Here is a 2233-nt window from a genome sequence, read left to right as displayed (position 1 = left end):
TAATAACCGATTTTTTTAATACAATCGTTTCTCTGTTCCGTCCAATTCAACATACATTGAAGCATCCTGAACGGTCTCCACAATACCATGATAATTATCATTTTGATCTTGCGCACCAATATACAAGATATAAATAAGTTTATTCCCAGGTGAGAACCACATAGGTTCAATAAAACGACGTTGTGCTTGAAGGTCTTCAGATAAGCGTTTAACCTTTGGCCAAACTCTAGCTGGGTGACAATATTCTAAGTCACGTCCAATTTCTAAAGGTGATCTTTGGAAGAGCATCTCGTCATAAGGACCGATATTATTAAAGTATTTAAACTTATGATCGCCGTCAACGTAAGTAATCTCAAAGGGCATTGAATCCAAAATGAGTCTCACTTGCTTTAAACTTAAATATCCTTCGCCGATACTAATCAATTGCTCATTAGAAAAATCCTTTGGATCATTGACTACTGTCTCATTGCTTACAGACCAGTTGAATTCCAACTGTCCTATACCAAATTGAAGTACTTGTGATTCTGCTTGAGACTGATGTTTGTGATTAACCTGAGTTAAATTAGCTGGATCCTTAAGTGTTAAATCAACCTTACTTTGAGGGAGTAAATTACGCCATTTATCCGTTTGAATATCTAAGATAGGTTGGATGTTTTGTATTATTTCAACGAACCCTTGATATTGCCCGGATTCATTAAAGAGTGCTTTATACGAAATATATAAAAATTCTGATTCATGTTCAAACCAAAAGCTTTCTTCAGTTAATGTGTTATCTTTGAAAGCTTGAACAATGGGTTCTAATGTATCCCAGACTGCTTCTGGATAGACATCTTCTACCTTAGCACCGATGTTTTCAGCGTGTCGTGGTAATATTGATGACTCTTTCTTGTGATTGAAGTATTGTACGATATCATTTTGATCAACAAAAGTAACTTTCACTGGGATGTAATCAAAGATGACTTTGATTTGTTCTAAGCTCAAGTAACCATCACCAATCGAAAGAGGCACTGTTGGGTTCATGATTTGGTTACTGCTTGAGTCAAGCGTCTCATCTGGTTCCCAAAGAACGGTAAATTGACCGCCATTAACGGTAATTTTTCGTGTTTCGATTGTTTTACTTTCCACTGTATTCATTGTTTTTTGAACTGACTTAGTTGGTGTAGGTACTTCTTGAATTGTTAATTCTTCAGCTTTTTTCGTATCTTCTTCGAGTAAGTCTGCCAGGTTTTCTGGTTCCCAAGTTTCGCGAGGAGGAATAATTGCATAGCCGTAATTATCGCTTTGCAGGGCGATGTTGTACCAATCCAATTGATTGAAACTTTCAAGTAAGATATTAATTAATATAGCTTCTTCTTTAAAAATCATTTCATTGAATTCAAATTGGAAAGCTTCATACGTATCTCTTACTTTTGAAAATTTAATATCGGGAAATTTTTCCATGGCTTTATAGGCGCGTTTGAATAAGTCACGGATCTCATCATCTTTTGCCCACATAACTTTTGGTGGAGCGTCGTGGCCGTAACTTTCCATAACCGGGAAGAATAAATGTTCTTTCCGGTTGTAATGGTTATCAAATTGCCCGATGATATCATATTGACGTTTAAGTCCTTTAATCATTCCATCAGACAATTCTTCAACCGGCATTTCTTCAAAGGTATCCAGAATATTGTTAATCCGTAGCAGGGCAGAGCGTAACGCCATATTCTCTTCTTTGAATACTGTTACGGGGTGTCCGGGGTGATCAGCATCGGGGGCTTTACCATCTTCAATCGTACCTTTGAACAGATTCGCGTGAACATTACATAGCTTAAGAACATCTTGAAACGTAATCACACTATCCCCATACATTAACTGATGCTCCATCATGGAGATTTCAATGGCACTCACACCCGTGAAATGCTCATTAAATTCATCCTGAACTGATTCAGGATCTGCTCCATGATGCAGTTTAAGAAGAATACCTTCTAATATATCTATGCGATTGTCTGTATTATTACTCATTCACGTCACCTCCGATGACAGTATAGCCGTTCCATTGTAGTTCATTCACTAATTGTTCCAAAGGAAGGTTGATTAATTTGCAGCCTTGTTTTAGTGTGACAACTTTTCCAACCGATTGTCTCATGGCTGGATTAGCTAAAGGTTTAAAGCCTAAATCGACAAGAATGTCGAGAAGTTCAGGGTGTGAATCAAGGACTTGTTTCACAGGTCTATTAAGGTCTACTTGATTTTC

2 protein-coding genes are annotated in these 2233 nt (G+C 37.3%); both read right to left on the bottom strand.

Annotated features, from left to right (window positions below; all coding sequences use genetic code 11):
• Positions 1–15: 15 nt before the first annotated feature.
• Positions 16–2001 (bottom strand): DUF438 domain-containing protein, encoded by a 1986-nt coding sequence (locus ACRCJ0_RS12395; RefSeq protein WP_431390617.1) that lies wholly within the window; start codon positions 1999–2001, stop codon positions 16–18.
• Positions 1994–2233 (bottom strand): DUF1858 domain-containing protein (locus ACRCJ0_RS12390; RefSeq protein WP_431390616.1); only part of this gene is annotated, 240 nt, incomplete at its 5' end. The genes ACRCJ0_RS12395 and ACRCJ0_RS12390, both read right to left, overlap by 8 nt.

The sequence above is a fragment of the Aerococcus sp. L_32 genome, assembly GCF_050689315.1.
The sequence above is the reverse complement of the archived record's forward strand: the minus strand, read 5'-3'. Positions and strand labels throughout refer to the sequence as shown.